At 61.4% G+C, this 26,776-nt stretch carries 26 protein-coding genes; 8 read left to right on the top strand and 18 right to left on the bottom strand.

Features of this window, described 5'->3' with window-relative positions:
• Positions 1-247: 247 nt before the first annotated feature.
• The 4 genes from ACM5SV_RS01370 to ACM5SV_RS01355 all read left to right on the top strand — a co-directional run bounded on the left by ACM5SV_RS01370 (position 248) and on the right by ACM5SV_RS01355 (position 4,065).
• Entirely contained in the window at positions 248-1,246 is a 999-nt protein-coding gene (locus tag ACM5SV_RS01370) for a LacI family DNA-binding transcriptional regulator (RefSeq protein ID WP_012755396.1), read from the top strand.
• 16 nt (positions 1,247-1,262) lie between these two features.
• Complete coding sequence (locus ACM5SV_RS01365; protein ID WP_419424925.1) at positions 1,263-1,937, top strand: aldolase; 675 nt, start codon at positions 1,263-1,265, stop codon at positions 1,935-1,937.
• A gap of 171 nt (positions 1,938-2,108) precedes the next feature.
• Positions 2,109-2,777, top strand: coding sequence for a haloacid dehalogenase type II (locus tag ACM5SV_RS01360; RefSeq protein ID WP_003562909.1), 669 nt, complete (start codon positions 2,109-2,111; stop codon positions 2,775-2,777).
• Positions 2,778-2,790: 13 nt separating this feature from the next.
• Positions 2,791-4,065, top strand: a complete 1,275-nt coding sequence (locus tag ACM5SV_RS01355; RefSeq protein WP_003562907.1) for an NAD(P)/FAD-dependent oxidoreductase — start codon at positions 2,791-2,793, stop codon at positions 4,063-4,065.
• Between the two features lie 63 nt (positions 4,066-4,128).
• Here the strand turns inward: ACM5SV_RS01355 and ACM5SV_RS01350 are convergent, their stop codons facing one another.
• The 13 genes from ACM5SV_RS01350 to argE form a co-directional block, all read right to left on the bottom strand.
• Positions 4,129-4,434: a DUF982 domain-containing protein gene (locus ACM5SV_RS01350; RefSeq protein ID WP_003562905.1), complete on the bottom strand. Its 306-nt coding sequence runs from the start codon at positions 4,432-4,434 to the stop codon at positions 4,129-4,131.
• A 77-nt stretch (positions 4,435-4,511) separates the two neighbouring features.
• Positions 4,512-4,766: a hypothetical protein gene (locus ACM5SV_RS01345; protein ID WP_419424924.1), complete on the bottom strand. Its 255-nt coding sequence runs from the start codon at positions 4,764-4,766 to the stop codon at positions 4,512-4,514.
• Between the two features lie 3 nt (positions 4,767-4,769).
• Positions 4,770-5,522 carry a ThiF family adenylyltransferase gene (locus ACM5SV_RS01340; RefSeq protein WP_260686088.1) on the bottom strand — a complete coding sequence of 251 codons (753 nt, stop codon included), beginning with the start codon at positions 5,520-5,522 and terminating at the stop codon, positions 4,770-4,772.
• Positions 5,523-5,713: 191 nt separating this feature from the next.
• Positions 5,714-7,297 (bottom strand): aKG-HExxH-type peptide beta-hydroxylase, encoded by a 1,584-nt coding sequence (locus ACM5SV_RS01335; protein ID WP_128439679.1) that lies wholly within the window; start codon positions 7,295-7,297, stop codon positions 5,714-5,716.
• A 104-nt stretch (positions 7,298-7,401) separates the two neighbouring features.
• Positions 7,402-9,096, bottom strand: a complete 1,695-nt coding sequence (locus tag ACM5SV_RS01330) for a S8 family serine peptidase (RefSeq protein ID WP_017996392.1) — start codon at positions 9,094-9,096, stop codon at positions 7,402-7,404.
• Positions 9,097-9,129: 33 nt separating this feature from the next.
• Positions 9,130-10,158 (bottom strand): phosphatase PAP2 family protein, encoded by a 1,029-nt coding sequence (locus tag ACM5SV_RS01325; protein ID WP_012755400.1) that lies wholly within the window; start codon positions 10,156-10,158, stop codon positions 9,130-9,132.
• A gap of 41 nt (positions 10,159-10,199) precedes the next feature.
• On the bottom strand, positions 10,200-12,158 hold the full coding sequence (locus ACM5SV_RS01320) for an SARP family transcriptional regulator (RefSeq protein WP_041935727.1): 1,959 nt from the start codon (positions 12,156-12,158) through the stop codon (positions 10,200-10,202).
• 227 nt (positions 12,159-12,385) lie between these two features.
• Positions 12,386-13,843 carry an NAD-dependent succinate-semialdehyde dehydrogenase gene (locus ACM5SV_RS01315; RefSeq protein WP_221974546.1) on the bottom strand — a complete coding sequence of 486 codons (1,458 nt, stop codon included), beginning with the start codon at positions 13,841-13,843 and terminating at the stop codon, positions 12,386-12,388.
• A 15-nt stretch (positions 13,844-13,858) separates the two neighbouring features.
• Positions 13,859-14,902 carry a tartrate dehydrogenase gene (locus ACM5SV_RS01310; protein WP_419424923.1) on the bottom strand — a complete coding sequence of 348 codons (1,044 nt, stop codon included), beginning with the start codon at positions 14,900-14,902 and terminating at the stop codon, positions 13,859-13,861.
• Between the two features lie 9 nt (positions 14,903-14,911).
• Complete coding sequence (locus ACM5SV_RS01305; protein WP_419424922.1) at positions 14,912-16,375, bottom strand: aldehyde dehydrogenase family protein; 1,464 nt, start codon at positions 16,373-16,375, stop codon at positions 14,912-14,914.
• Between the two features lie 129 nt (positions 16,376-16,504).
• Positions 16,505-16,858 (bottom strand): cupin domain-containing protein, encoded by a 354-nt coding sequence (locus ACM5SV_RS01300; RefSeq protein ID WP_003562889.1) that lies wholly within the window; start codon positions 16,856-16,858, stop codon positions 16,505-16,507.
• Positions 16,859-16,883: 25 nt separating this feature from the next.
• Positions 16,884-17,807 carry a 2-hydroxyacid dehydrogenase gene (locus ACM5SV_RS01295; protein WP_221995410.1) on the bottom strand — a complete coding sequence of 308 codons (924 nt, stop codon included), beginning with the start codon at positions 17,805-17,807 and terminating at the stop codon, positions 16,884-16,886.
• Positions 17,808-17,833: 26 nt separating this feature from the next.
• A complete protein-coding gene (gene argE, locus ACM5SV_RS01290; RefSeq protein WP_419424921.1) occupies positions 17,834-18,955 on the bottom strand; it encodes an acetylornithine deacetylase in 1,122 nt (373 codons plus the stop codon).
• Positions 18,956-19,285: 330 nt separating this feature from the next.
• On the opposite strand from argE, the gene ACM5SV_RS01285 reads away from it, so the two are divergent.
• Positions 19,286-20,188 carry a GNAT family N-acetyltransferase gene (locus tag ACM5SV_RS01285; RefSeq protein WP_419424920.1) on the top strand — a complete coding sequence of 301 codons (903 nt, stop codon included), beginning with the start codon at positions 19,286-19,288 and terminating at the stop codon, positions 20,186-20,188.
• A 45-nt stretch (positions 20,189-20,233) separates the two neighbouring features.
• Here the strand turns inward: ACM5SV_RS01285 and ACM5SV_RS01280 are convergent, their stop codons facing one another.
• The 3 genes from ACM5SV_RS01280 to ACM5SV_RS01270 form a co-directional block, all read right to left on the bottom strand.
• Entirely contained in the window at positions 20,234-20,440 is a 207-nt protein-coding gene (locus ACM5SV_RS01280) for a hypothetical protein (protein WP_419424919.1), read from the bottom strand.
• 21 nt (positions 20,441-20,461) lie between these two features.
• Positions 20,462-21,166: a 5-formyltetrahydrofolate cyclo-ligase gene (locus ACM5SV_RS01275; RefSeq protein ID WP_041935729.1), complete on the bottom strand. Its 705-nt coding sequence runs from the start codon at positions 21,164-21,166 to the stop codon at positions 20,462-20,464.
• Between the two features lie 511 nt (positions 21,167-21,677).
• The gene (locus ACM5SV_RS01270; protein ID WP_017996382.1) at positions 21,678-21,989 is read right to left on the bottom strand and encodes a hypothetical protein; all 312 of its coding nucleotides are present in this window, start codon (positions 21,987-21,989) and stop codon (positions 21,678-21,680) included.
• Positions 21,990-22,248: 259 nt separating this feature from the next.
• Between ACM5SV_RS01270 and ACM5SV_RS01265 the strand changes: the two genes are divergently transcribed.
• From ACM5SV_RS01265 to ACM5SV_RS01255, 3 genes are read left to right on the top strand one after another with little or no spacing between them, the layout of a single operon-like run.
• On the top strand, positions 22,249-23,154 hold the full coding sequence (locus ACM5SV_RS01265) for a LysR family transcriptional regulator (protein WP_003562882.1): 906 nt from the start codon (positions 22,249-22,251) through the stop codon (positions 23,152-23,154).
• Between the two features lie 56 nt (positions 23,155-23,210).
• Positions 23,211-24,341, top strand: coding sequence for an HPP family protein (locus ACM5SV_RS01260; RefSeq protein ID WP_041935730.1), 1,131 nt, complete (start codon positions 23,211-23,213; stop codon positions 24,339-24,341).
• Positions 24,342-24,376: 35 nt separating this feature from the next.
• Complete coding sequence (locus tag ACM5SV_RS01255; protein WP_017996380.1) at positions 24,377-24,655, top strand: DUF6522 family protein; 279 nt, start codon at positions 24,377-24,379, stop codon at positions 24,653-24,655.
• A gap of 52 nt (positions 24,656-24,707) precedes the next feature.
• Here ACM5SV_RS01255 and ACM5SV_RS01250 read toward each other — a convergent pair whose 3' ends face one another.
• Positions 24,708-24,944 (bottom strand): hypothetical protein, encoded by a 237-nt coding sequence (locus ACM5SV_RS01250; RefSeq protein WP_003562879.1) that lies wholly within the window; start codon positions 24,942-24,944, stop codon positions 24,708-24,710.
• A 54-nt stretch (positions 24,945-24,998) separates the two neighbouring features.
• Positions 24,999-26,627 (bottom strand): chaperonin GroEL, encoded by a 1,629-nt coding sequence (gene groL / locus ACM5SV_RS01245; RefSeq protein ID WP_003562877.1) that lies wholly within the window; start codon positions 26,625-26,627, stop codon positions 24,999-25,001.
• Between the last annotated feature and the right edge of the window lie 149 nt (positions 26,628-26,776).

Here is a 26,776-nt window from a genome sequence, read left to right as displayed (position 1 = left end):
GTTCTCCAGTCTTGTGAGAAAAGGTCTGCGCCTCCGGGTGTCAGGTCTGGGAGGCAGAAGGTACGTCAGTCGCACGTTGGCAGCGCTGCCAATTTCATTAGAGCATTTTGGCAGCGTTGCCAACTCCAAATGGTAGCGCTGCCAAAAAAGTCTTGCTTCTTGTCGGGAGCGATGAAACAGGTGATGGGGAAGTGGCCATCGGCGGACAGGCCGGGCAACCAGGCCGCAAGCTGGGTCAGACGTAGTGATGGAATTCAAACATCAGCCGACGGTAACGCTTGCCGAAGTCGCGGAAACCGCCGGTGTCGGCGAGAGCACGGTGTCGCGCGTGCTGCGCAACCATGGTTCGTTTTCCGACAAGACGCGCGAGCGGGTGATGGCCGCCGTCGAGCAACTGGGCTATGTGCCGAACCGGATCGCGGGAACGCTTGCCTCCACCGGTTCGCGTCTTGTCGCCTTCGTCATTCCCTCTTTGTCCAACATCGTCTTTCCCGATGTGCTGCGCGGTGCCAGTGCCGTTCTGGAGGAAAACCGGTATCAGGCGGTTTTCTCGGTGACCGACTATGATCCGGGCAAGGAAGAAGCGCTCGCCGCTGCGATGCTTGCCTGGCGGCCGGCGGCGGTCATGCTGGCGGGGTGCGAGCATAGCGAGGGCACGGTGAAGATGCTGCGCGCCAGCGGGTGCCGGGTCGTCGAACTGCTGGATCTGGACGGTGATGCTCTCGATATCGCCGTCGGCTTCTCGAACCGCGCGGCCGGGCGGGAGAGCGCTGCCTTCCTGCTCAAGCGGGGGTATCGCCGGATCGGCTATGTCGGTCACGACCTGAACCGCGATACCCGTGCCGGCAAGCGTTTTTCCAGCTTTTGTGAAACGCTCGGCGCGCATGACGCCCCGCTCGTCGCCCGTGAAATTCTCGCCGGCGCTTCATCCGTGGAAAACGGCAGGCTGGGGCTGGAGCGGCTGCTTGCCCGGACGAGGGATCTCGATGCGGTTTATTTCTCCAACGACGACATGGCGCTGGGCGGCTATTTTCATTGTCTGGCCGAGGGGATAGCGATCCCCTCGAAGCTCGCCATTTTCGGCTATAACGGCCTCGATATCGGCCGGGCAACACCGCAACCCTTATCGACCATCCGAACGCCGCGTGTCGCGACCGGACAGATGGCCGCGCAGTTGGTCGTCACGAATGCGCCGCCGCAGGCCGTCGATCTCGGCTTTGAACTGATCGAAGGGGCAACCGCGTAATATTGGAGGAACTGTCATGTCCGACGCGCGCCTGCGTGAGGAAATCTGCCGATACGGCCGCTCGCTGTTCGAGCGCGGGCTGACGCCTGGTTCATCGGGCAACATATCGTTGCGGCTGGAGGATGGCGACTGGCTGGTCACGCCGACCAACGCCTCGCTCGGCTTTCTCGACCCGGCACGGATCTCCAGGCTCGATGCCGAAGGCAGGCTCCTGTCCGGCGACAAGCCGACCAAGGAGATCCCGCTACACACTGCCCTCTATGATACGCGCGGCAGTGCCCGCGCCATCGTCCATCTTCACTCCACCCACGCGGTGGCACTGACCATGCTGCCGGAGATCGATCCGCGCGCCGCCCTGCCGCCGATGACGCCGTATTATCTGATGCGCGCCGGCGAAACCGCGCTGGTGCCCTATTATCGTCCCGGCGATCCGGCGGTGGCCGACGCGATCCGCGGACTGGCGGGCAAGTATTCGTCAGTGCTTCTGGCCAATCACGGACCTGTTGTTGCCGGCGACAGCCTGGAAGCGGCGGTCTTTGCGACCGAGGAACTGGAGGAAACGGCGAAGCTCTATCTGCTGTTGCGCAACCTCAATCCCCGTTTCCTCAGCCCGGCGCAGGTGGCCGATCTCGTCACCACCTTCGGCCTCGACCTTCCGTCGCATCACGATGATGATCACGACGGCGATTGAAGGCGTCACTCCGCCGGCCGTTGACGGCGGGCAGGCGCACAACCTTCTGCCAAACCCTGCTTTCGATACGATAGATTCTGCTTCCGATGGCGGCAATTCAGGCGAGCTGTGGGTGAAGCGGTCCCTATGATTGTGACACGTCCCCAGTTCCGATCGCTCAAGGATACTCAAATGACGACGTTCCGTCCGAAATACATCACCTTCGACTGCTACGGCACGCTGACCAACTTTCAGATGGCGGAGGCGGCACGCGATCTCTACGGCGAAGAGCTCGACGAGCCACGCATGGCGGAGTTCATCAAGAATTTCGCTGCCTATCGCCTCGACGAGATCATGGGCGACTGGAAACCCTATGCCGAGGTGGTGCACAATTCGCTCGAGCGGACATGCAAGCGCAACGGCGTGACATTTCGCGACGAAGCCGCCCGGATGGTCTATGAGCGGGTTCCGACCTGGGGGCCACATTCAGACGTCCCGGCCGGTCTCGCCAAGGTCGCCAAGGAAATCCCCTTGGTCATCCTCTCCAACGCCATGAATTCGCAGATCATGTCGAACGTTGAAAAACTGGGCGCGCCCTTCCACGCGGTCTATACCGCCGAGCAGGCGCAGTCCTACAAGCCACGCTTCAAGGGCTTCGAATATATGCTCGATATGCTGGGCTGCGGGCCGGAAGACGTGCTGCATTGCTCGTCCTCCTTCCGCTATGACCTGATGTCGGCCCACGACCTCGGCATCAAGAACAAGGTTTGGGTCAATCGTGGCCACGAGCCGGCCAATCCCTATTACGGCTATGTCGAAATTCCCGATATCTCGGGCCTGCCTGGCGTCGTCGGGCTCTGACGGAGAGACGCGGATGTGGTTCGAATCCTACTGGCACGACACGGCACCAGCCTTTGCCGGCGGCGCTCAGGGCCCCGTCGAAGGACATTATGACGTCGCCATCATCGGCGCCGGCTTCACCGGGCTTGCCGCGGCGCGCCAGCTTGCAAAGGCCGGCGTCAAGGTCGTCGTGCTGGAGGCTGAACGGGTCGGCTGGGGGGCATCGGGGCGCAATGGCGGCCATCTCAACAACGGGCTCGCCCACAGTTTCCTGTCTGCCAAATCAGCACTCGGCGTGGAGCGGGCCGTCGCCCTCTACAAGGCGTTCGACGATTCCATCGACACGATCGAGGCGATTATCGCCGAAGAGGAGATCGACTGCAGTTTCCGCCGCGCCGGCAAGCTGAAGCTTGCCTCCAAGCCGCAGCATTTCGACGCCATTGCCCGCAATTTCGAGGCTGTTCACAGAGAAGTCGATCCCGACACGGCACTTCTGACGGCGAGTGACCTGAAAAGCGAGGTTGGGTCGCCCTTCCATGGCGCCATGCTCTCGAAGAAAAGCGCGATGATGCATATGGGCTGCTATGTCGTGGGGCTCGCCACGGCGGCCGCGCGTCACGGCGCGACCATCTTCGAAAAGGCGGCCGTGACCGCCCACCGGCAGGGCAACGGCCGCCACAGCCTGACGACGGCACGCGGTACCGTCACCGCAGACCACGTGCTGGTCGCGACAGGCGCCTATACGCCGTCGCTTTTTAATTATTTCCGCCGCCGGATTATTTCCGTCGGCAGCTTTCTGATCGCCACCCGTCCGCTGACCGACGCCGAAATCGCCGCTACGATGCCGGGCAACCGGACCTGCGTGACGTCGATGAACATCGGTAATTATTTCCGGCTATCGCCGGACAAACGGCTGATCTTCGGCGGCCGTGCGCGATTTTCCGCCACGTCGGATCAGCGCTCGGACGCAAGGAGCGGCGATATTCTGCGCGCCAGCCTTGCTGAAATCTTCCCGCAGCTTGCCGGCGTCGAAATCGACTATTGCTGGGGCGGGCTCGTCGACATGACGAAGGACCGCTATCCGCGCGCCGGCTATGTCGACGGTGTCTGGTATGCCATGGGCTATTCCGGCCACGGCGCCCAGCTCTCCACCCATCTCGGCATGATCATGGCCGACGCCATCCTCGGCAAGGCCGACCTTAATCCGATCAAGGGGCTCGACTGGCCCGCCGTCCCCGGCCATTTCGGCAAGCCGTGGTTCCTGCCGCTCGTCGGGCTCTATTACAAGACGCTCGATCGCTTCCAGTAACGGGCCGGATCAGTCCGATTGCCACTGTTCTAGGATTGCGATGAGCGCCCGCGCGGCGGTTAACTACCTGGCCTCGCTGACGGGATAAATCCTGAAAATCCCAAGGCGGTTATCAGTCGTGATCGCTGCAATACCCGCCTCATATGCGGCGCGGACGATTGCCTCATGCAATTTCTCAGGCTCGCTCTCTCCGGTAAGGACCTCCAAACAGATGCTCACCGCCGTGAGAAATTCCTCACCGTCGTCGGTGGGCCATTCCTTCAGCAACAGTTGGGCAGCCTCGCGAGCGGTATGGATCACCTTGCGATCTTTCCCTTCCGCAAAAACCAGAATTATCGTTGGGAAACTTTTGAACATATCGAATCTCATTGCCCCCTGAACTCCGCGGGACGGCCAGTGCCAATGCCGGGCCATGGTTTCGGACCGGGATTGGCCACACATGCTCGTCAACCATCTTCGGTGTCGTTTCGACAATCACGTCGCCTTTCTTCCCTTTGGTGGGAAGCAAGCTTGGCTTTTAGCTCGCGGGCTGCCGCCTCAAGAAGTCGCTTGAATTCTTCGGAGGTTACGCCATCCGCGCGCATCACCATGGCGATCAGTGGATCACCAAGAGCTTCGGTTATCGTCAGCTCATCGTTCGTTCCGGCAGTTGCCCCAACGGAGCAATGATATTCCGAGGAAAATAGCGCGATCATGGACATACCTTACATTCGGGTTCTTTGGAGAGAGCGCAGCTTGGCCTGGTCGCCTTTGAGGTCCAATATCCATTGGCGTCCCCGGGCGAGCGAGTGTCTCGAAAGGCATTTTTGGACAATCTGCGACACGGCAAGGCCGGCGACCAATGGGCTGTCGACGGTAGCCTGCGGCGCGCGTAAGCCGTCGTCGGCCGTGACTTGGGTAGCGCAATGGCAGACGGAACATGCGTCCTCATGCACCAAGGCCAAAGGCCCTGCCATGCAATAGTTTGCAGAGCGGCCCAGATGCAGATGAGGCGGCAGGCCGGCTTCCAATGCCAGGCAGGCTGACAGGAGATCTTGGGTTGGACGAGAATCGCCGCCGGCGAGGATGAGGAACGGGTTATTGGCGTAGTTTGCGATTAACCGCAGCGCCGAGGCGCCTTCCGCAAATTCCGGCAGCGCGAAGACAGTGGCCGAGAAACCCGCGGCCAGATGGGTCGCCAGCCTGTCCGTCTTCAGCCGGCCGAGATCAGCCTCGCATGCCCATGGGAGATGGTTCAAGTCGTTCTCATCGATACGATCCGCATCCACGAGAAGGAAACGACGCGCGCCAAGGGCCGCGAGCTGGATGGCGATCTGCGAGCCCAAGCCGCCGCATCCGATGATGACGAAGTCGATGTCGCCAAACAGTGCGATGTCGCGTTGCCGATGGCAAAGAGGCGCCAGGAAGGGGTCGTGATGATCGACTGCGGCGGGATCATATTCGTCCGTCGCCGGCATATCTGGAGCCTCCAACGAGACGACGAATGCAGGCCTGGTAACATGGGGGCTCTGTTCCTCGACAGAATCAGCACTATTGCCGGTGAACAGAGCCCCCCGGCCGCCCCGCCCCAGGCTGTGGGTGACAAGGTTCGGGAAGTCGACGGATACGCTGGCAGCCGCCGATAATCGTTTGGACCGATAATTGACCATCACATCGCCTCCATCTCGCGGGGCGCAACTCCGCGGATCGTCGCGGCGTAGTGACCGTAATCCTCGCCCATCGCATAATCGGGTGTCTTCACAATCACGTGGAATTTGCCGTCGTACCACAGGCTGACATTGTCGCCGCTGTCATCGATCTCTCGCCGGCCCATCCGAGGATCGATCGGCTCCTTGCCGCGCAGCAGCATCTGTCCGATATCCCAGGCTTGGCGATCGAGAACTCGCTGGCGCTCGGCAAGATGCGCCTGCCGGTGCGCAATGGGTTCTTCGGCAAGCAACTGGCTGACGAGGAACAAGATCCGACTACTCCAGGAAGGAATGGCGGCGATGTCTGGGAGGTCGAGGAGGACATCGCCGCCGAGACGTTCGATCCCTTTCCGAGCGATGTCGATAAGCGGGACTTGCCGCGCGGCATAGGCGATTATGAATGCCGCTTTCCGGGAGCGGCGCTTAGGATCCGCCTCGGTGGATAGGCATGCCATGCGCAAGGCGCACTCCCAGGGAATGGTGTAGGCCGTATGCAGGATGCTCTCGAGCGTCTGTAGGTCCTTCTTGTATGGGGAAACATATTGGAACTCGCCGGGCAGGGATGCCGCCGCCGAGGTCGTATAGAACCCGAGCAGGATATTCCCCGCCTCATGAAGCAGTTGGGCCGCTGTCGCGGCATGATCGCCGGCGCGTAATCTCTCGCTGGAAAGGACGATGAGCGCGCTGCCCGGCAATTCGTTCGAACTCGAAAAGGAGCACTGCGGTTCGCGCCGCACGCCAACGTAAAGCGTGTGCAGGCCGGCGATCAGACGCTGATGGCCATACTCGTCCAAGTCCGCGATCAATGCGAAGGCCTTCTCCAGATGGTCGGCGATTCGATCCAATTGCGCATCGTCGGAGATCGGAAAGCCGGGCCGGGGATAGTCCGGCATGCATCGGCGCAGGAGGGCTTGCATGATACGGCTACGCGCCGGACTTTCGATGTGCATGAGGCCGATGCCGCAAGAGAGCCGGCACGCTGTCTGACGTTCGAGTTCAAGATCCGATGCGATCAGATCCGGCTGCAGATAGCGGCCGACAACCTGCACATCGGGGCGGGCTGCCTGCCATTCCAGACTGCGCGCGAGCGCATCCATCCAGGCCGCAAGTACGGATGAACGGTAAGGGTCGGCGCGGACCGGTCCGGCAACCGCTGGCGGAAGCTCCGGCAGGCGAGTGTATCGGCCATCTGCAAGGTCGGGGAAATAGCCTGACAGTGCCTCTACCCCAGCCGAACAACCGGCGAGCTTCGAAGCCGCCGCAAGCGTGCGGCCATATTGGAAGCGTCGCTTCAAAAGGTTGCGTGTTGCCACGCGCTGGAGGGAGACGGAACTTGCCATCAGGGGATTGCGCTTGAGCAGGAGGCGCGCCTCATCTGCCAACTGTTGTATGCGGGACGCGGACATCGGCAGCCTCCGAGAGTTTGTCTTCGGGCGGATCAAGGTTGCATCTCGGGCAAAAATGCCGGAGTTCGGGACGGCTTTGCCCGGCATCGGAACGTTGCGCGTCGTCGGTTGAGAGGCACTATTCCCCAAGGGCGTCATTGGCCCGCCAGTTTGGCGTTAAAAATCCGTAAAAATGACGTAAACAAAGAAAAAGCCTCCAAGATCGAGGAGGCTTAGAATTCTGGATAACGCAGCCGCAGCAGTCAGATCGCCAGAGCGGCCTCAACCGCCGCCCGCGCATTCGGCAGGCCCGACCCGAAGAAATAGACCGCGTCGAGAGCGTCCTCGCTTTCGGCGTTCATGCAATCTGCCGTCAGTTGTCTCGTTCCGGGTGCGACAATGGCGTCCAGGCGAGAGGCGGCTTTCAGAATTGACTTGACTTGAGGCCCCGAGAGGCGGTCACCGGGATTGTGGCGGCTTTTGTGGGCCCGCTGTATCAGAGCGCATAACCCGCCCACCTGCGCCGACGCGCCTGATGTGCCCCCGAAGGGGGTGTAGTATCCGCCCCCGATGCCCGGATTGGTACCGAACGGCACGATGGCCGACCACGGATCGGAGCCATGATTATAACCGAAAATCCCCGGCAGGTCCGTCGTCAGCAGCGAGAAGTGCGAATAGTAGTATTCCCGCGTTCGAAAAGCGCTGTAGTCGTGCTGCGCGGCAAATGGAGAAAGCCGGTCGAGGCGCAACTGATGCCTGTTGAAGACCTCCCCGTCGTCAGAGGGGGAGACAACCGTCAATCCTTCGCCGTAATTGCTGTAGCCCGAACGGAAACCTTCGACGGTAACGGCTCCAACTGCAATGATGCCGTTGTTGTCGGCGGCAAGACTAGCCGGATAGATCAGCTGGCTCTCGCCACTGTTTCCTGCGGCGCAGACGATCGGGATGTGCCGGCTGATGGCGAGGATGAGTTGTTTGAGGACATGCCATGGGCGATCGGGATTAGAGCCTTTCTGCGCTGCCTTCGGCTCCAGTTCAGGCCCACCCTGATCCGCAACGGCAATGCGCGTGAACAGATTGGCGGCATCCTGGTTTTTCCATAATTCCAGGTCGGCCTTCAGTTCGTTCTTCGGGTCAACGATACTGTGTTTCGGGTCAGGCAGACCGCGCGGCAAGACGATCACGTCTGCTTTCTGAAGATAGGCATAAAGGAAGGCAGCAATGAACTGCCTGACATCGTCTTCGAAGGAGGTTCTGATCGAGATGAGCCTTGAGAAAGGATCAACGCCGAAATAGGGGATGACGTTGCGATTGCCGCTCGTGCGCAGCTCGTCGCCATTCCCGTAGAAGGCTCCTTCCGGCGGAAGGCTTGGCGTGCCTTCTTCCGCAACAACGGCGGGTTCGCCGACGATCAGCCCAGCGCAACAAGTACCATGCGACGCAAACAGCGATTCCGGATTGTAGAGCCGCCGGAGAACCCCCTCCGACGCGGCGTATTCGGCAACCAGATCACCGAGATAGTCCCGGTCGTCGTTCGAAAGGCCGATATTGCCGAGCGGAGCGATGTCGAGCCCGGCAAAGAAGGCATGCCTTTCCTCGCGGTCGAAGGATGTGGTCGTCTCGAGAATTTCGAGCACGCGTGCGCCGTAACGATGGGTCGTCAAATCGATTGACGCCTCCCGGTCAAGCCGGGTTGCCAGATTGGGATGATCCGGAGATACGCCGACATCGATCAGCGCGACCCGCGCGGGTCGCAGCGGGCCGGCGGAAGCGATGGCATCCCAGACCGTGCCGGTGATGAGGGGATCGGAGAGCGCGCGTGCGGAGCTCGCATCGGGCGCTGGAGGCGCCGGTGGAGCCGATCCGTATTCCGCGTCGACTACGCCAAGAGCAGTCAGGTGCCAGAGGTAATAGTAGTTGATCGGCGAGGGCTCAGGCATTTGTGTTTGATCCGTCATGGTTGTCACCCTGTTGAGCAGCAGCTGGAGAATTCAGACCCATTCGTCGTGTACGGCCGCGAACAAAGGACCGAACGCGTCGTGGAGGTAGGGAGCGAAGCGTCGGGCGAGATCTCGCCCCGCCTGCGTGTCGCTCGGATAGTGCAGGCCGGCCCATTCGCGATTTTCGGCGACGTTCTGGGCGATGCGGGCAAGCTCGTCGGTGGCCGGATGTTCCGGCAGGATTGTTGAGAACGCGAAGGCGATCGAAAAGCACTGGAACGAATGGTTGCTGGGATAGGACTCGTGGACGGGCACGGCCAGCAACGGCCGCAGCAGGGGCTCGAACTGGTTTGGCCGCTGCCGGTTGAACTGGCTCTTGTAGATCAGTCCGACATATTCGCAGGCCGTCAGGATCGCCTGAAAAAGGCCTTCCGTCTGCTCGAAACCGCCGAGATCCTCGATATACAATGCACGGGTGAATTCCCCCACGGAGATGGTCGACTCGATTTGAATATCGGGCAGGCGCCGCATGCGTTCGCGGTCGCGGCGTTGCATAGAGAGCAGTACCGTCGTTTCGAGGCGGGTATAATCCGGGCCGGGTGGCGGAAGTATATCCAGCATTTCCCAGGTGAAGCGCCGCGCCGCGGTATAGGCGTTGCGTGACGGCTGCTGGTGCAGCCTGCGCAGCTCGAAGGAGGGGATAAGCTGCGACACGCCGAGGCTGCCGCCGTCCATCGTCGACTTGTTCTTGTTCTTGTTCTTATTTTTGTTCTTGTTTTTGTTCAGCGACGCCTTGTTGAGCACCGACTTGTTCGCCACGCTCTTGTTGAGAACCGAGGCTACGGCCATCGTCGCCATCATCGGCCCGGCCAGAAGCGCTGCATCTTCACCGGTGCCGGGGAGCAGCGCAGGTTCGGAGGCTGCATCCGGTGCAGCCGGCGACGCACCGGCGAGAGGATCAGCACCGGTATCGTCCCTGGGTTCGCATGGAAGGACCGTATCCGGCTCAATCCTGAATTTATAACTGTTTAGAAATAAAACTAATTTTGATTGCGATTCGTGGGCAGTGTCCGCTTCCATGGCAGCCTCCTTGCGCGATGATGTGAAGAATTGTCCGGGGTTCAGCGCAGCTTGGCGCCGGCCTTGAGCAGGCCGTCGATCAGGATCTGCCCGCCGCCTGTGTCAAGCAGCGGATAGCCGCTGCCGCGGAAGGCGTCGATGGAGAAACCGCCCTCGACTGCCTCAAGACGCTGCAGGTAATGCCGCGCGCCGCCGAGATCGTTGGAATGGGCATGACTGGAGGCAAGATAGCGCAGCAGGCTGTTGAAGTTCGGCCGTGCCCGCAGGGCTTCTTCGCCTGCAGATATGGCTGCGGCATGATCGCCTGCAAGCGCTGCCGCAATGCATTTGGTCGTATCGAAGTAATATTTATGCGGGCTGTAGACGCCGAGCTCTTGTACCCAACGCGCCATCGCCACCGCCTTGTCGGGCTGGCCTGCATAGCAGTGCAGCATCGCGTAGAGGTCCCAACCGAGCGGCAGGGCCGGATTCAGGCGGATCGATTTTTCGAACAGGTTGGCCGCATAGTCGTATTCGCCGAACAGGAACGAATGGACGTGGCCGACGAGCGCGAGCGACACGGAATTCTGCGGATCGAGTTCCAGCGCCTTGCGTGCATAGGCCTGGGCTTCCTCGATCAGATGGGCATCCAGCGCGTTGAAACGCTGGCCGACCTGGAAAGTCCGAATGAATGACAGCCAGGCAAAAGTCGATGATCGCGGCTGATACTGGATCTGTTCTTCCAGGCGCCGTTCCGCGTTGTCGAGGTCGTCGCGCGACAGCCGAAAGATCGCATTGACGGCGTCGATCAGGAGACCGTCTTGCGACAATCTGCTGTCGGTTGCCTGGATCTCCTCGAAATAGGCCAGTTGATCGACTGCCTGGCTGATCAGCGCAGCGGCGATGCCGAACTCGCCGCGCTCGAACTGCGTGCGGTTGATTGCCTGACTTCCCAGCCAATGAATGCGGTTGTTGATCAGGTGCTTCATCACCAGTTCGATCAGCACCATGTCACCATCAAACGTCAGGCGAAGCTGAAGGCATAGGGGAAGGCTGATTTGCTGTTCACTCTCTTCAATATGCGGCGAGGTGAACGAGAGGTCGGTGACGCCAAAGCCCAGCCCATCGATGATGGCTTTTGCAATGAGGTTTTGGAACCGTGTCGCAGCAATTTGCCCGCCCTCGCCGGCACCCACCACGATGGGGGACAGAAGAGCCATCATCCATCGCCAGTCACCGCCAACCCGCCGCCCAGAGGGACCGCTGCTGGCGATATCCACGGGTGGTTTGCCTGTTCTCGACGTATCCGGGGCGCCAGTTAACGGCAGCAGGGCGGAATGTTTGGCGATATCGCGGCTCGGCTGCTGTCGCGGCTCGAAGACGTCGTGGACTTGTCCTTCATCGAGACGGCGATACCAGTTTTGCCTTTCCAGCGCCAACCAGTCCTCGAATTCAGGATCGCGGATGTCGATACCTTCGAGCAATTCGTCGGTGACTTGATCCGCAGACCGCTCCGTCCGAACCACCAGGTCGGTATCGAGCGCCAGTCGGTCCATATCCAGCCAAACGGTATTCTTATCCGCAATCAAGAGATCACGTGCCGGCCCCAGACTCTTATGAATGTCCAAAAGCGCCTGGCGTAGACTGGCTGCCGCCTGGTCGTCGGAGCGATCGCTCCATAACTTGTCCCTAAGCCAGATTCTCGAGCGCGAGCCCCGGGTGGACAATGCAAGCATTGCCAAAAGTGCCTGTGCCTTTTTGGATTTCGGAGCAACCGACCGCCCCCCGGCGTCCACAAGGGCAAAGGGCCCGAGCAGGAACATCCGAAACGGATATTGCTCCTTGTTCATGCGATCCACCGGCCCCGCCCCCGCTGCCTCCGATACGCTCGTTTGGCGGCCGGAAAACCTGGCATCCAGGGGCCAGTCTGCCACAACTTCGGCTCCTGGCAAGCAACCGGGAAGGGAAACCGGGATTGCGAAATGTAAATCTATGCTATGGCGATGATCGAACTGAAGCATAACCGGTTGAAATCCCTCTGCGTAACTTCGCAAACCGGCCGTAGCATCCTGCCGTCAAAGCAGCGTCAAAGAAATGTTGTTTGGGCACCGTAATTTTGCGGGCATCCGCCAAAGGCTGCGGAGTACTTAGAACGATGTGTCGGTGTTGCTCCAGCGGGAGCATCGACCGTGGCTCCCGATCATCCAGCGCCGGGATGATGTCCCGGCGCTCTTTTGTTTTCCTTTAGTTAGGCGAGACCGCCGATGTGGAAGCTCTTCATTTCGAGATATTCCTCGATGCCGCACTGCGCGCCCTCGCGGCCAAGACCGGATTGTTTGACGCCGCCGAAGGGAGCCACCTCGGTCGAGATCGCCCCTGTGTTCAGGCCGACCATCCCGAATTCGAGGGCTTCGGCGACACGCCAGGAGCGTTTCAGGCTCCCGGTGTAGAAATAGGCCGCAAGCCCGAAGGGCGTGGCGTTGGCAATGCGGATCGCCTCTTCCTCGTGGTCGAAACGGAAAAGCGGGGCAACGGGTCCGAAGGTCTCTTCGCTGGCAAGCTGCATCTCGGTCGTCGCACCGCCGAGCACCATCGGCACCGCATATTGGTCGCCTTCAGGCACGGAATCTGCGGTGGCGAGGATGCTTGCTCCCTTTTCCACCGCATCGTCGACATGACGCTTGATCTTGTCGATCGCCGCCTTGTTGATCATCGGCCCGATATCCGTGCCTGCATCCGTGCCGGCCCCGACCTTCATGGCCGATACGCGCGCGGAAAGTTTGGCGGCAAAGGCCTCATAGACGCCCGACTGGACGAGAAGCCGGTTGGCGCAGACGCAGGTCTGCCCGCCATTGCGGAATTTCGAGGCAATTGCGCCTTCCACGGCCAGATCAAGATCGGCATCGTCGAAGACGATGAAGGGCGCGTTGCCGCCGAGTTCGAGGCTGAGCCGCTTGATGCTGTCGGCCGCGCCGCGCATCAGCAGCGAGCCGACGCGGGTCGAGCCGGTGAAAGAGATCTTGCGAACGGTCTGGTTCGCCATCAGTTCGTCGCCGATGCCGGCCGGCATGCCGGTGACGATATTGATCACGCCCTTGGGGATGCCGGCGCGCTCCGCCAATACGCCGAGCGCCAGCGCCGAATAAGGGGTGAGGTCCGATGGCTTGACGACGACGGTGCAGCCTGCTGCGAGCGCCGGCCCGACCTTGCGGGTGATCATCGCATTCGGAAAATTCCACGGCGTGATGATCGCCGATACGCCGACGGGCTCCTTCAGAACGACGATCCGCCGGTCCGCTGTCGGCGAGGGAATGGTCGTCCCGCCGATACGGCGCGCCTCCTCGGAGAACCACTTGATGAAGGAGGCGCCGTAGCGGATTTCGCCGCGCGCTTCCGTCAGTGGCTTGCCCTGCTCTCGGGTGAGGATCAGCGCCAGATCCTCGATATTGTCGAGCATCAGATCATGCCAGGCTTCCAGCAATGCGCCGCGCTCGGCATTGGTCTTTGCGCGCCATGGACCGAAGGCCTTTTCCGCCGCCGCGATTGCCGCCCTCGTATCGGCTCCATCCATGTCGGGCACCGTGCCCAGCACATGTTGCGTCGCCGGATCGATGACCTCGATCGTGCGCCCGGTTTCAGCTCCGTGCCATTCTCCGTCGATCAGCCCCTGCTGACGAAGCAGGTTGCTATCCCTTAATCCGTTCATTCTGTTCTCCATTGATCAACCAAGTGCCGAAAGCACCGATGCCGTGATCGCGTCGGTCTTGTCCTTGCCGGGAATTGCGCCGATGCAGCGTGCCGTCGTCGCCTCGATAGCGGCCATCACCTTTGCTGCGGCAGCCGCTTCTCCCAAATGCTCCAGCATCATCGCGCCCGACCAGATGGCGGCGATCGGATTGGCGATGCCGAGATCAGCGATATCGGGCGCGGAGCCGTGGACGGGTTCGAACATCGACGGCGCCGAGCGATCGGGATTGATGTTGGCGGAGGCGGCAAAGCCAAGCCCGCCCTGGATGGCGGCGCCGAGGTCGGTCAGGATATCGCCGAACAGGTTGGAGGCGACCACGACGTCGAGACTATCAGGCGCCATGACCATACGCGCAGCCATGGCGTCGATATGGTAGCTGGTCACCTCGATATCGGGATATTCCGCTGAAAGCTTCTGGGTGATTTCGTCCCAGAAGACCATCGAATATTTCTGGGCGTTGGACTTCGTCACCGAGGCAAGCTTGCCGCGTCGCGTCCGCGCCTGCTCGAAGCCGAAACGCAGGATGCGCTCGACCCCCGTGCGGGTGAAGATCGAGGTCTCGACCGCCACTTCATTGTCGGTGCCCTGGTGGACGCGGCCACCGGCGCCGGAATATTCGCCTTCGGTATTTTCACGAATGCAGAGGATGTCGAAACCATCGGACCGCAACGGCCCCTGCACACCCGGCAGCAGCCGGTGCGGGCGGATATTGGCATACTGCACGAAAGCCTTGCGGATCGGCAGCAGAAGCCCATGCAGCGACACCGAATCCGGCACTTTACGAGGCCAGCCGACGGCGCCGAGCAGGATGGCATCGAAGGACCGGAGCGTCTCGATGCCATCGGCGGGCATCATGCTGCCGTTCTCCAGATAGTAGTCGCAGGACCAGGGATAGCTGGTTGCATCAAGAGAAAATCCGTTCAGGCGAGCTGTTTTTTCAAGCACGGCCCAGGCTGCTGCCGTCACGTCGCGGCCGATGCCGTCTCCGGGCAGAAGAGCGATCTTGTAGGTTTTCATCGCAGGTCCTCACAGGCTGATGAGCACACTCTTGCTCTTGCGGTTGGCGAGATAGGCGTCGCGGCCGAGATCCTTGCCGATGCCGGACTGCTTGTAGCCGCCGGTCGGCAGGATATGGTCGCGTGAACGGCCGTAGCGGTTGACCCAGACGGTGCCGGCCTGCAGGCGGCGGGTCACGCGGATGGCACGCGAGAGATCGCGGGTGAAGAGGCCGGCGGCGAGCCCATAGGCCGGATGGTCGGCGAGCCCCAGCGCTTCCTCCTCGTCCTCGAAGGTCTGAATGGTCAGCACCGGTCCAAAAATTTCCTCAAGAACCGCCGGCGATGTTGCCGTCACGCCCGAAATCAGGGTCGGTGCGTAGAAATAACCTTCGCGGTCGAGCCGGCGGCCACCGGTGAGGCATTCGGCGCCGTCGTCGATAGCGGCACGGATGATGCCGTCCATGCGGGCGATCTGTCGTTCGGAGATGACCGGCGAATAATCGGTCGCCTCGTCCCAGGTGGGGCCGGGGCGGATGGCCGCCAGCCTCTCGATAAGCGCAGCTGCCAGCGCGTCCGCCACCTTCGCCTCGACGATGAGGCGGGATCCGCAAACGCAGGCCTGACCGGCGTTGGAGAGAATGCTGCCGGCGATTGCGCCCGCCGCAAGCTCGAGATCGGCATCGGCGAAAACCAGTTGCGGGCTCTTGCCGCCGAGTTCGAGCGTCATCGGCTTGACGCCGGTGCGGGCGATGTTGGTCATGATCGCCGCGCCGGCCGCGGTCGAACCGGTGAAACTGACCTTGGAGATGCCTGGATGTCCGGTGATCGCATTTCCGGTGGTCGGGCCGTCGCCGAGCACGATGTTGACGAGACCGGCCGGCAGGCCGGCCCGCACCGAAAGTTCGGCGAGATAGAGTGTGGAAAACGGCGTCATTTCCGATGGCTTCAACACCACCGCATTGCCTGCCGCCAGCGCCGGGCCGAGCTTCCAGCCGGCCATGGACACGGGATAATTCCAGGGCGTGATGGCGCCGACGACGCCATAGGGTTCCGTCATGATCATGCCGAAATTCGCATTGTCAGTCGGGACGAGGTCGCCGCCTTCCTTGTCGGCGAATTCAGCAAAGAAACGGATCTGTTCGGCGGTGACGGCGATATCGCCGGCGACGAGATGGCCGACTGGCCGCGTCGAGGAAAGCGCTTCGAGCCTGGCGAGGGTCTCCGCCTCGGCTTCGATCAAGTCCGCCCAGCGCTGCAGCGCCACGGTGCGCTCGCGTGGCCGTATGCCACCCCAATTGCTCGTCTTCAATGCGGTCCTGGCGGTTTCGACAGCCTGATCGACAAGGGCCTCGTCGGCCAGCGGGCAGCCGGCATAGGCCTTGCCGTCGGATGGACGATGCATGTCGATGACGGCTTCGGCCGGAACCAGCCGGCCGCCGATGAAATGTCCGACGGGCAGGGAAATCGTGTTCGGATCGAAGCTGAGTGTCATCGCATGTCCTCGGGGTGGGCTGAGACAAGCCTAACTGGCGAAGGCGAGCAGCATGCGTCGACCGGGGATGCCGCAGCGGCGAAAAATTGCGTTTTCGTCGCTGCGGCAGTCAAATCTACGGCGTCGGCATCACGACACGGTGACGTAGATCTTGCGCACCGTCTCGATCGTCTTCCAGACGCCAACGAAGCCCGGCTTCATGACGAAGCTGTCGCCGGCCTTGTAGACCACCGGTTCACCGCCTTCCGGAGTGAGTTCGACCAGGCCGGAAAGGATATGGCAGAACTCGAAGGTCTCGCCCTTGATCGAGCGCGTCTCGCCGGGTGTCGCTTCCCAGACGCCGCTATGAACGGTCTCGCCGCGGGCAGCGTCCTGCGCCCAGGTCTTGAAGGCAGGACTGCCCGAGATCAACCGTTCGGGGAGGGGGCCGGATTCGCGCGGCGCGAAGGATGGGTCGGTGTCGATCGTCTTGAGGAGGAACATGATTTTGCTTTCCTAGGTTGAGAACTCAGTAGCCGCGGTTGCGATCGACCAGGCCGATCGGATCGAGGCCCGCTTGGTGCCGTTTGATGTTGCCGATGACGGCCACTGCCGCGGTTTCAGGCTGGGTGACGCTCGCAATGTGCGGCGTCAGCAGGATCTTCGGATGGTTCCAGAAGGCGTGATCCGCGGGAAGCGGTTCCGGATCGGTGACGTCGACGACGGCGCCGGAGAGATGCTCAGCATCGAGCGCGTCAATGAGCGCCTGATGGTCGAGCTGAGGGCCGCGGCCGACATGGACGAGTGCGGCGCCGGCCGGCAGTCCGGCGAAGAGTTCGGCATTCAGGAAGCCCCGCGTCTCAACCGTCAGCGGCAGCAGGCAGACGAGAATGTCGGTGGTTGCAAGCAGAATATCGAGGCCGTCGCGGCCGCTCAGGCATCGGATGCCGTCGATCTCGCGGGGGCTGCGGCTCCATCCCGAAAGCGGAAAGCCGAAGGGCTGCAACCGTTCGAGCACGGCGCTGCCAAGCATGCCGAGGCCAAGCACGCCGATGCGGCGTTCCGAGGCCTGCCTGGAAGCGATCGTCTGCCAGGTCCGGCGCCGCTGCTGGTCGAGATAGGCCGGCAAGTCGCGATGGAGCGCAAGCACCGCCAGCGTCACATATTCCTGCATCATCCTGACGATGCCGTCTTCGACCATGCGCACCACCTTCACCGACGCCGGCACCGCATCGATATGGAACTGGTCGATGCCGGCGCCGATCGAAAACAGGATTTCGAGATTGCGATAGCGGGCGAGATCCTCCGGTACGGTCCAGGTGATGAGGAAGCGTACGGCGTCGGGTTTGACCGACTTGGGATCCATGGAGAAGGCAATGTCGGGCAGTTCGCGCGCGAAGGCTTCGGCGAATATGGCGCCGCGCTTCGCATCGGAATTGAAGAGGAAGGTCATGGCGTCGGCTCCTTGATCCGATGTCATCAGGCGCAGCGGCGGCCAAGCGCCTCGACCATCGCCTGGCAGGCGAGCAGTTCGCCGGTGAGGATGAATTCGTCCGGCTTGTGGGCGCGGCCGATGTCGCCCGGTCCGCAGATGATCGCATCGATGCCGGCGCGCTGGAAAAGTCCGGCCTCGGTGCCGTAGCTGACGGCGGCGAGCGGCTCGATGCCGGTCAGTTCGCTAAGCAGGACCGCAAGCGGCGCATCGGCGGCAAGCGAAAGCGCCGGATAGGCGCTGAGTTCGCGCCAGTCTATCTGGAAGCCAAACTGCGATAGCCCCTCGGCCGATGCTCGCAGTGGCGCCAGCAACGTGATCGGATCGACGCCGGAAATAGCCCGCGCTTCGAACTCGGCCTCGCAGCTGTCGGGAATGATGTTGACCGCCTGGCCGCCCTTCAGCGTGCCGACCTGAAGCGAGGAGTAGGGCGGTTCGAAGACAGGCTCATACGGGCCGCGCGTGAGCCGTTCGGCTTCGGCGCGAGCGCAAGCCAGAATATCGGTGATGGCATGGATTGCGTTCAGTCCCTGGTCCGGACGCGAGGAATGGCCGGACCGGCCCCTGACCGTCAGTCGGGCGGCGGCCTTGCCCTTGTGGGCGCGGATTGCCCGCATGCCGCTCGGCTCGCCGATGATCGCGCCAAGCGGGGTTGCACAGAGCTCCGGCAGGCGCGCGATCATGTGCGGCACGCCGCGGCAGCCGGCCTCCTCGTCATAGGAAAAGGCAAGGTGGACGGGCTGGCGAAGCGGTGAGGCCACCAGCGCCGGAACGGCTGCGAGAGCCGCGGCAAGGAAGCCTTTCATGTCGGTAGCGCCGCGACCGTAGAGGATGTCTGCTTCAGCCCGCAATCGGAACGGATCGCTGGTCCAGCCGCCTCCAGCGGCGGGAACCACGTCCATATGGCCGGAGAGAATATAGCCCGGCGTTTCCTTCGGGCCGATCGTGGCGAAGAGGTTCGACCGGTCGCCCTCCGGGCCGGGAAGCTCGGTGACGACGGCGCCGTGGCTTTGCAGGTAGTGCCGGATCCACGCCACGATCTCGCCGTTCGGCGTGCCGACGACGGAGGGGAAGCCGACGAGCCTTTCGAGAATTTCAATGGCTTGCACCGGCGACCTCACAAACATGCTGCTTGCCGAGACGGCGGCCATACCGCCGGCGGAAACGACAATTCGGCCCAGCGAGATGTTAGAGGTGTTTGCAACTGGACTGAGGGGGGTGACATTTCCGGGCTCTCACAGTGAACAGCGACTCCGGCCGCTGGATCTGTCAATGAGTCTAGAGGGAGACGCAGGCGTTACTTGCCGAAAGCGCATCGGGATTTGGTCGATTGTTGTGTTTGCGCAGGCTTCACCAGTGAATTGTATCGAACGATCTGTTCTAGTCTGGGCGGAGAAGTTTCCGGGCGCAGACTTGGCCAATGCGGCAGGAGGGCGGGAGTGAGTGAACTGATATCCGAATCCAGGTTCGTCGATAGTTTCGAGACGCATATCGCCGGGATCGACAGCGTTGCTCTCGACCAGTTGCACGCACTTTCGATGACCGTCGCCTGGCCGCATCGCGGCGAAGACTGGCAGTTCCTGCGGGAGTTCGGCCAGGGCATCGTGGCGATCGATGAAATCGGCCGTATCCTGGGCTCTGCCATGTGGTTTCCCTATGACGCGCAATTTGCCACGGTCGGTATGGTCATCACCTCGCCGCGTCTTCAAACCAATGGCGCCGGGCAATGGCTGATGGGACACGCGCTTACTCAGGTCGCCGGGCGGAACCTCGGGCTGAATGCGACGCGCGCAGCGCGCCGTCTTTATCGGTCCTTGAACTTTGTTCGGGAGGCGCTGGTCTTTCAATGCCAAGGCGAAGCGATGGCGCCGCCGGATGTAGAGCTGCCGTCCGGTGCCGCAATACGGGCAGTGGAGGCGGGCGATCTGGAAGCGATCGCCGAATTGGATTGTGTGGCCTTCGGTACGGATCGCAAACTGCTGCTGGCCCGGCTCATGGCGAATTCCAAGGGCATCGTGTTGAGCCGCGCCGGCCGGATCGAGGCCTTCTCGCTTTGCCGGCGGTTCGGGCGTGGCCATGTCATCGGTCCTGTTGTGGCGCGCAGTGACGCCGACGCGATCGCCGTCGTCCGCCCGCATGCGGCCGAGCACGCAGGGGCGTTCCTGCGCCTCGACACACGCGAGCAGGGCGGAGCCTTTTCCGATTTCCTCTCCCGCTGCGGTCTTCCTGTCTACGATATCGTGACGACCATGTCGCTCGGTGGCGCTTGGCTTCCGGTTGCCGGACGCGCAACTGCGCCCGAGCCGAAGACCTATGCACTCGTCAGCCAGGCACTCGGTTGACGCAAACCCGCACGGGCGCCCGACGCAAACCGGCCTTCGCGTGGATTAGGCGCCGGGACAGACGCGGAGGCAGGTCAGAGCCTGCTGGCGTTCGAGTTCGGGCCGGAACGAGCGGTATTGCCAGAAACCCTCCGGGCTTTCCCGCCGATACACTGTCTCGAGCCAGAACACCGAGTCATCGATCGGCAAGACAGGATGCCACGCATACCACTGCGACCAGATCTTTCGTGCCGGTTTCCCGTCCATGATCATCGCTCATCTCCTCATCATCGGCTAACCCTGGAACATCCGCGCGGCAACGGAGCCGTTGCCTTTGCGAAAGCGGATTTCGCCGTCGGTTACGATCGCATCCATCGGGATGTCATGGTCCTGAGGACGGATGGTCTCGATCTCCTGGAAGTCGAAACCAACGCCGATCGCGAAAGGCCGGGGATGGAGAGCGGCCAGCGTTCGATCGAAATAACCGCCTCCGAAACCGAGCCGGTAACATTGCGCATCGAATCCGACGACCGGGGCGATGACGATATCGGGCCGGCGCTCTTCGCCTTGAAGCGGAACCGGGATGTTCAGGATGCCCCGTGTCAGTTCTTCGCCGACGCACCACGAGCGGAAGCTGAGGGGCTTCCTTTTTTCCGTCACCACCGGCAACAGGCAAGTGGCGCCGCAAGCTGCCGCAGACTGCATCCAGCCGCGGAGGTCCGGCTCGCCCAGAAACGGCCAGTAGAGGCTTACACTGCGGCCGGCGATCTTCGGCAGCAGCCGATCCAGATGATGACGGATAAGAGATGTTCGTTGCTCGCGCTCATTCGCGCCGAGCAGCGTCCGGCAGTCTATCAGGCGACGGCGTTGTTCCTTCCGCCACTCCCGGACGACTTCGGGCTCCGGTTCGAGCCCCATGTAAGCCGGATCAACCTCATGCATGAAGCAGGCCGGTGAGGAAAAGCCATCGGCATTGTTTTTCATGGCATCGTCACTCATGGAGCGTTTCTTTTCTGTTCGTTGCCCCTCAATCCGTGTTCAACGTTAGAGAATAACAGTGCGGTACTATTCTTCAATAGAGATTGTTTTTCGCGTGGCCTGAAATCTCTCTCGCCAGAGGGAGGGCTTCAGCCGCCGTGGCGGAAATCCAGGAATATTGCTCTCTCTGCGCCAAGCCGTGACGCTCTCACTCAGGTTATCTTGATAATATGTCGTAATACGATATTATCAAGATCGCCCGATTGTCGAGGAGCGAGCTTTATGGAAAACCGACTTCATCCCGCAACGCGCTGCCCCACGCCCTTCCCTCGTGATGAGCTTTCGAAAAACTGCGGCAAAGAGTTCACGCCTTGCTCGAGAATGCGGAAGCAAGTCGTTGGGAGCTTTTGCGCACGGAATGGCTGTACGATGTGGTGCTGCTGACGAATGACTTTCGTCTCTGGATGCAGCGTCTCGATAAGGGCTTCGGTACCGCCAACAGGACTGCATTATCCCGTGAAAGCGGGATGCCTCAGGTGATCGCACGTAGCCCGAGATAGGCCGCCAAACTGACGGCGGAGAGGGCGATTGTCAGCCTGGGTCTCGCATCGTCGAACATCGCCGCCAGCGCAAGGCCGAGCATCAGGATGACGGATTTTGCCCAAAGCTCCTGATCGGAGACGGTGAAAGCGATTGCTGCCAGAAAGACGGCGTTGGCGACGATGGTCACGGGGGCGGATTTCTGGGCGAGATCGCCGCCTGGGAAATACGGCATTAAAAAACGACGCATGCTCAAGCCTGAAGCGACGCTCAGAAGAAGACAGGTCAAGACAAGTTGCAACATAGGACGTCGCCGATCGATCCGCAGATAGCCCTATGCATGCAAACCTTATGCCAGCCTCAAACCCTCAAAACGTCGTCCGATAGAGGCAATGTCGCGGCTTGCATGGCTATTTCCTCGGCGTCGCGACCCTTTTTTCGGCAATCGCTCGTCTGCTTGGGCTCATGTTTCTCGTCCAATGCCGAAACCGGCTTGAGCTGGAGCAATGATTTTTATATAGAGAATTATCTGTCGTCTTAATTCCGGAAACGAGATCTTTTCATTGGACCTTTCATCGATCGAGATATTCCTCGCCGTTGTCAGCGACCGCAGCGTGACGAAGGCTGCCAAGGCCGTAGGGCGGGTGCCATCGAATGTGACGACGCGCATCCAGCAACTGGAGGAGGACCTCGGCGTTTCCCTCTTCAGCCGTGATGGCAAGAAGATGACGTTGACGCGGGAGGGGGAGACGTTTTTCGCCTATGCCAACCGGCTTATGGCGCTTGCGCTCGAAGCGCGCCAGGCCGTGCGGCCTCTCGCCCCATCGGGGACGTTGCGGGTCGGCACTATGGAGAGCACGGCGGCAAGCAGGCTGCCGGCGGCGCTGATGCAATTCAATCAGATGTGGCCCGATGTGTCGCTTCAGCTGACGATGGGGGCGTCCCGCGATCTGACCCGCGATGTTCTCTCTGATGCGCTGGATTGTGCGCTGATTGCCCGCCTGCCGAAGACGATGCGCGAGGAAGACTCGAGCTTCGATGCCGAACTCAAGGCGCTCGAAATGGAGCTGACCTTCGTCGAAGACCTGTTGATCGTGTTGCCATCCGGGCATCCCTCCATCAAATCCGCCGCCGACCTGCGTGTCGGGTCGCTCGCCGCTTTGGAGCCTGGCTGCACCTATCGCAGGATCGCTGAAAACTGGGCGCGTAAATCGAGCGCGCTGCCGACGAGCGAACTCGGTTCCTACCACGCGATCCTGGCGAGCGTTGCGACCGGGAACACGGCGGGTGTCATGCCCCGATCGGTCCTTGACCTCATGCACTGGCCGACACCGGTCCAGACCCATCAGCTCGGTGCTGTCGAGACGCTGCTCGTCTATCGCAAGAATGATCGCCCCAGCGCGTTCAACGCGTTCCACGAAGTTCTCAGCGCGACAAAGGGCAGAGATGTCAGGCTGACAACAAACTAGTTCGCACGCCCCTCTCCTTCGCCGCCAGATAATCCTCGCTTAAAATTGGTCTTGTCATGCAGTATCCCGTTTCCCCGAAGGTGGGATCGAGCCGCCTCCGCCGCTTCCGTTTGTTCTCACCCATATTGGCGGGAGCGACTCTACGAGAGCGATTGATTGCATGTCTCGGCGCTTTGCTGGCCATTGGTTTCACCGGCGTCATCAGCGGCTATCTGTTCGGGCAGGGGCCGCATCTTCCCTTGATTGTCGCGCCGATGGGGGCGTCCGCAGTGCTTCTTTTCGCGGTGCCTGCAAGCCCGCTGGCGCAGCCATGGTCGATCATCGGCGGCAATACGATTTCCGCTCTGATGGGGATCATTGCCGCCTATTTCATTCGTGATCCGATCATCGCGACCGGTGTCGGCGTTTCGCTTGCCATCGGCGCGATGTCCTTCACGCGGTGCCTTCATCCGCCAGGAGGAGCCGCCGCACTGACCGCCGTGCTCGGCGGCCCTGTCGTTGCCGGTTGGGGATTTCTCTTTCCCTTCGTGCCCGTCGCCTTGAACTCCTGCATTCTCGTCGGCCTTGGCCTGCTGTTCCACAAGCTTTCCAAGCGGAATTATCCGCACGTCGTTCCGAAACCCGTGGAGAACACCCATCAGACGATCGACCTGCCATCGGCGGTGCGGGTGGGTTTTCGCGAGGAGGATGTCGACGCGGCCCTCGAAGCGCTTGACGAAACCTTCGATATCGACCGGGCAGACCTCGGCCGGCTGCTGCAGCAGGTTGAGTTGCAAGCGGCGATCCGCTCAACCGACAAGATCAGCTGTGCCGATATCATGTCGCGTGACGTGATCGCCATTGGCGAAGCTTCGGAACCGGATGCCGCACGGCATCTGCTCTTGAAGCATAATATCCGCACGCTGCCGGTTAAGGACCCCGAAGGCCGCCTCGTCGGCGCTGTCGGCTTGCGGGAATTGTCGATGAGCACCGAGACCATCGCGCATGCGATCTCGAGGCCGGCGGTGGCCAGACCTTCCGATGCCGCTCTGTCGCTATTGCCCGTTCTGACGGACGGCCGCACGCATGCCGTCATCATCGTCGACGACGATTTTCGCATCCTCGGCCTGATATCGCAAACGGATCTGCTGAGCGCAGTAGCGCGGCTGCTGCCAAAGGAAGACAATGCAATTCCGGCGGTGGCCTGAGCGGTCGGCGTGGGACGAAGCTGGAGAAAAAGTCGGTGCTGATCGAGCGCGATTCAAATGGTGATTTCATCCTGGAATCATCCGAACTGGCGCAGCGGTTTGGGCTGTCGCTCGCCGATCTTCGCCGCCACATTCGCCATGGCTCCGTCGTCAGCTCCGTGGAAATCGGCACGGCTGAACACGAGGGGACGAAACGGGTGTCGCTTCGCCTCGGCAACAGGCTTTGGCGAGCCATTTTGAACGATGAAAATGAAGTGCAGCAGGAGCAGATGACCGTTCTTCGGGGTAAATCCTCCGGAGGGCATCCGCGCTAACACCATCACATCTCTGTTCGGCGCGGCTTACTACGCGCAGGCGCGGCATTTCCTACCGTTCGCTCGTTTCGAAGAGGCCGCGGGCCGCCTCGACCATCGACTGCAGGTGATCGGGGTCACGCACGCCCTGCCGGTAAAGCTCGATGATTATGCTCGCCGTTCGTTCGGCTTCGTCGCTGTCCTTTTCCACCTGGTACTCGGATCTGATCTTGTCGAAGACCCGCTGGCAGATTTCGAGATCGCGGGAGTCCAGCGGTGCCTGCGATCGGGTTTTGATCGTTTGAACCATCTCTATTCCCTCAGATAAGGCCCGCCCAGCGAGGCCGGCGGGCCGGCAAGCGCCTTAGAAGTCCATACCGGGGCCGGCGGGCATTGGCGGTGGCGCGTCCTTCTTGGGTTTCTCGGCGATCATAGCTTCCGTCGTGACGAGAAGACCGGCGATGGAGGCCGCATCCTGCAGCGCGGTGCGAACCACCTTGGCCGGATCGATGACGCCCTGCGCATAGAGGTCGCCATATTCGCCCGTCTGAGCGTTCCAGCCGTAGGAGAACTCGCTTTTCTCGCGCAGCTTACCGACGATGACCGAGCCTTCCGCTCCGGCGTTTTCGGCGATCTGGCGAGCCGGTGCCTCGACCGCGCGGCGAACGATGTCGACGCCGACGCGCTGGTCGCCATTGGCGGTTTTGACATTGTCGAGCGCCTTGACGGCGCGCAGCAGCGCCACGCCGCCACCAGGCAGAATGCCTTCCTGAACGGCAGCGCGGGTTGCATGAAGCGCGTCGTCGACGCGGTCCTTCTTTTCCTTCACTTCGACTTCCGTCGAGCCGCCGACACGGATGACGGCAACGCCGCCGGCGAGCTTGGCAAGACGTTCCTGCAGCTTCTCGCGGTCATAGTCCGACGTGGTTTCTTCGATCTGGGCCTTGATCTGGGCAACGCGGCCTTCGATGTCGGACTTGGCGCCTGACCCATCGACGATCGTGGTGTTTTCCTTTTCAATCGAAACCTTCTTGGCCCGGCCGAGCATATCGAGCGTGACGGATTCGAGCTTGATGCCGAGATCTTCGGAGATGACGGTGCCGGCGGTCAGGATGGCGATGTCTTCGAGCATGGCCTTGCGGCGGTCACCGAAGCCAGGAGCCTTGACGGCGGCGATCTTCAGGCCGCCGCGCAGCTTGTTGACGACGAGCGTTGCCAGGGCTTCGCCTTCGACGTCTTCAGCGATGATGAGCAGCGGCTTGCTGGATTGGACGACAGCTTCGAGAACCGGCAGCATCGACTGCAGGTTCGAGAGCTTCTTCTCATGGATGAGGATATAAGGGTCTTCAAACTCGACCCGCATCTTGTCGGCATTGGTGACGAAGTAGGGGCTGAGATAGCCGCGGTCGAACTGCATGCCTTCGACGACTTCGAGTTCGGTTTCGGCGGTCTTGGCTTCTTCAACGGTGATGACGCCATCATTGCCGACCCTTTCCATGGCTTCCGCCAAAAAGCGGCCGATTTCGGCATCGCCATTGGCGGAGATCGTGCCGACCTGGGCGATTTCGGAATTGTTGGAGATCTTTCGGGCATTGGCCTTCAGTTCCGCAACGATGGCGCCGACCGCAAGATCGATGCCGCGTTTCAGGTCCATCGGGTTCATGCCTGAGGTAACCGCCTTGGCGCCCTCCTTGACGATCGCCTGGGCCAGTACCGTTGCCGTCGTGGTGCCGTCGCCGGCGATGTCGCTGGTCTTCGAGGCGACTTCGCGGACCATCTGGGCGCCCATGTTCTCGAACTTGTCTTCGAGTTCGATTTCCTTGGCGACGGAAACGCCGTCCTTGGTGATGCGCGGGGCGCCGAAAGATCGTTCGATCACGACGTTGCGGCCTTTCGGGCCGAGGGTCGCCTTCACGGCGTTGGCCAGGATGTCGACGCCACGCAGCATCTTCTCGCGGGCTTCGGTGCTGAATTTGATTTCTTTAGCAGCCATGTCCTCACTCCTTCATAGGCGGCCAGAGTAATTCCAGGAAAAGTACGACGCGTATTCCTTTCGGATTGCGTCAGAAATTAAAGGTTGGAGCGGTTCTGCGTTTCCATGAAAAGCTGAAGCGCTCCGGCCTTGACTGATGTCCGCAGATC

It is taken from the genome of Rhizobium sp. CRRU65, assembly GCF_048551595.1.
Taxonomy (GTDB): Bacteria; Pseudomonadota; Alphaproteobacteria; order Rhizobiales; family Rhizobiaceae; genus Rhizobium; species Rhizobium leguminosarum_J.
The sequence above is the reverse complement of the archived record's forward strand: the minus strand, read 5'-3'. Positions and strand labels throughout refer to the sequence as shown.

Bases quoted from the DNA above. Each gene is read 5' to 3' on its own strand.
- ACM5SV_RS01370 (WP_012755396.1), top strand. From the start codon at position 248: ATGGAATTCAAACATCAGCCGACGGTAACGCTTGCCGAAGTCGCGGAA.
- ACM5SV_RS01365 (WP_419424925.1), top strand. From the start codon at position 1,263: ATGTCCGACGCGCGCCTGCGTGAGGAAATCTGCCGATACGGCCGCTCG.
- ACM5SV_RS01360 (WP_003562909.1), top strand. From the start codon at position 2,109: ATGACGACGTTCCGTCCGAAATACATCACCTTCGACTGCTACGGCACG.
- ACM5SV_RS01355 (WP_003562907.1), top strand. From the start codon at position 2,791: ATGTGGTTCGAATCCTACTGGCACGACACGGCACCAGCCTTTGCCGGC.
- ACM5SV_RS01350 (WP_003562905.1), bottom strand. From the start codon at position 4,434: ATGAGATTCGATATGTTCAAAAGTTTCCCAACGATAATTCTGGTTTTT.
- ACM5SV_RS01345 (WP_419424924.1), bottom strand. From the start codon at position 4,766: ATGTCCATGATCGCGCTATTTTCCTCGGAATATCATTGCTCCGTTGGG.
- ACM5SV_RS01340 (WP_260686088.1), bottom strand. From the start codon at position 5,522: ATGCCGGCGACGGACGAATATGATCCCGCCGCAGTCGATCATCACGAC.
- ACM5SV_RS01335 (WP_128439679.1), bottom strand. From the start codon at position 7,297: ATGACGCCCTTGGGGAATAGTGCCTCTCAACCGACGACGCGCAACGTT.
- ACM5SV_RS01330 (WP_017996392.1), bottom strand. From the start codon at position 9,096: ATGACGGATCAAACACAAATGCCTGAGCCCTCGCCGATCAACTACTAT.
- ACM5SV_RS01325 (WP_012755400.1), bottom strand. From the start codon at position 10,158: ATGGAAGCGGACACTGCCCACGAATCGCAATCAAAATTAGTTTTATTT.
- ACM5SV_RS01320 (WP_041935727.1), bottom strand. From the start codon at position 12,158: ATGCTTCAGTTCGATCATCGCCATAGCATAGATTTACATTTCGCAATC.
- ACM5SV_RS01315 (WP_221974546.1), bottom strand. From the start codon at position 13,843: ATGAACGGATTAAGGGATAGCAACCTGCTTCGTCAGCAGGGGCTGATC.
- ACM5SV_RS01310 (WP_419424923.1), bottom strand. From the start codon at position 14,902: ATGAAAACCTACAAGATCGCTCTTCTGCCCGGAGACGGCATCGGCCGC.
- ACM5SV_RS01305 (WP_419424922.1), bottom strand. From the start codon at position 16,375: ATGACACTCAGCTTCGATCCGAACACGATTTCCCTGCCCGTCGGACAT.
- ACM5SV_RS01300 (WP_003562889.1), bottom strand. From the start codon at position 16,858: ATGTTCCTCCTCAAGACGATCGACACCGACCCATCCTTCGCGCCGCGC.
- ACM5SV_RS01295 (WP_221995410.1), bottom strand. From the start codon at position 17,807: ATGACCTTCCTCTTCAATTCCGATGCGAAGCGCGGCGCCATATTCGCC.
- ACM5SV_RS01280 (WP_419424919.1), bottom strand. From the start codon at position 20,440: ATGATCATGGACGGGAAACCGGCACGAAAGATCTGGTCGCAGTGGTAT.
- ACM5SV_RS01275 (WP_041935729.1), bottom strand. From the start codon at position 21,166: ATGAGTGACGATGCCATGAAAAACAATGCCGATGGCTTTTCCTCACCG.
- ACM5SV_RS01270 (WP_017996382.1), bottom strand. From the start codon at position 21,989: ATGTTGCAACTTGTCTTGACCTGTCTTCTTCTGAGCGTCGCTTCAGGC.
- ACM5SV_RS01260 (WP_041935730.1), top strand. From the start codon at position 23,211: ATGCAGTATCCCGTTTCCCCGAAGGTGGGATCGAGCCGCCTCCGCCGC.
- ACM5SV_RS01250 (WP_003562879.1), bottom strand. From the start codon at position 24,944: ATGGTTCAAACGATCAAAACCCGATCGCAGGCACCGCTGGACTCCCGC.
- groL (WP_003562877.1), bottom strand. From the start codon at position 26,627: ATGGCTGCTAAAGAAATCAAATTCAGCACCGAAGCCCGCGAGAAGATG.